2 protein-coding genes are annotated in these 1,519 nt (G+C 76.5%); both read left to right on the forward strand.

Annotated features, from left to right (window positions below; genetic code table 11):
- Positions 1 to 1,011 (forward strand): type III polyketide synthase (locus CWIS_RS11800; RefSeq protein ID WP_048343500.1); only part of this gene is annotated, 1,011 nt, incomplete at its 5' end.
- Positions 1,008 to 1,519, forward strand: a 512-nt coding sequence (locus CWIS_RS11805) for an isoprenylcysteine carboxyl methyltransferase family protein (RefSeq protein WP_082156418.1), incomplete at its 3' end; no start/stop codon positions are given. The genes CWIS_RS11800 and CWIS_RS11805, both read left to right, overlap by 4 nt.

Raw genomic sequence — 1,519 nt, forward strand, 5'->3', positions numbered from 1 at the left:
CGCTACGGCACGCTGACCTCGTTCGACGAGACCAACGCGCTCGCGCTCGCGCTCGGCACCGACCTCGCGGAACGCGCGGTGCGCGACGCGTTGCGCACCGCGGGCCTCGACCCGCACGACGTCGACCACCTCATGCTCACGACCGTGACCGCGATCGGGGCCCCCTCGCTCGACGCCGCCCTCGTCGACCGGCTCGGGCTGCGGCCCGACGTCACGCGCCTGCCCAGCTTCGGGCTCGGGTGTGCGGGCGGTGCCGCGGGGCTCGCGCGCGTGCACGACCACGTGACCGCGCACCGTGACCACGTCGCCGTGCTCGTCAGCGTCGAGCTGTGCTCCCTGACGCTGCAGCGGGACGACGACTCGACCGCCAACCTCGTCGCGAGCGGGCTGTTCGGGGACGGCGGCGCGGCCGTGGTGATGGTCGGCGACGACCGCGAGCCACCGCGGGGCACCTCGGGCGCGACGCGGCGCGTCTGGGCGGACGCGCCGCGCGTCGTCGGCGCTCGCAGCGTCCTCTACCCCGGTTCCGGCGACGCGCTCGGCTGGCGGGTCGGGGCCTCGGGGCTGCGCATCGTGCTGTCCGGTGGGCTGCCGGACGTCGTGCGGGCGCACGTGGCCGACGACGTGAAGGCGCTGCTCACCGCGCACGGCGCGGTGCTCGACGACGTGCGCACGTGGGTCGTGCACGCCGGGGGACCCAAGATCCTCGAGGCCGTGCAGGACGCGCTCGACCTGCCGCGCGACGCGCTCGCCCGGTCGTGGGCGAGCCTGGCGCGGGCCGGCAACCTCTCGTCCGCGTCGGTGCTGCACGTGCTCGCCGACACGCTCGCGGGCTCCCCGACGAGCGCGCCGGGCACGGCCGCGGGCACGACGACAGGCGCGACGACACGCGGGACGGCCACCGCGACGGACGCACCCGGTGCGCTCGGGGTGGTCGCCGCGTTCGGGCCGGGGGTGGGCGCCGAGCTCGTCGCGCTGCGCTGGCCGTCCGACGAGCGGAGGGCCGCGTGAGCCTCGCGCTGTACACGGCGCTCGTCCTGGCCACGGGCGTCGAACGGCTCGCCGAGCTCGTCGTGTCCGCACGGCACGCCCGCTGGTCGTTCGAGCGCGGGGGCCGCGAGAGCGGGCGCGGGCACTTCCCGGCGATGGTCGCGCTGCACACCGGGCTCCTGGTGGCGTGCATCGCCGAGGCGTGGCTCGCCGACCGGCCGTTCCTGCCCTGGCTGGGCTGGCCCGCGCTCGTCGTGGTGCTCGCGTCGCAGGCGCTGCGGTGGTGGTGCATCGCGGTCCTGGGACCGCAGTGGAACACGCGCGTGATCGTCGTCCCGGACCTGCCGCTCGTGCAGCGCGGCCCGTACCGGCTGCTGCGCCACCCGAACTACGTCGCCGTGGTCGCCGAGGGCATCGCGCTGCCGCTCGTGCACACCGCGTGGGTCACCGCCCTGGCGTTCACGCTGCTCAACGCGGTGCTCCTGCTCGGCTTCCGCATCCCCGCCGAGGAGCGCGCGTTGGCGCACGC

It is taken from the genome of Cellulomonas sp. A375-1, assembly GCF_001040865.1.
Taxonomy (GTDB): domain Bacteria; phylum Actinomycetota; class Actinomycetes; order Actinomycetales; family Cellulomonadaceae; genus Cellulomonas; species Cellulomonas gelida.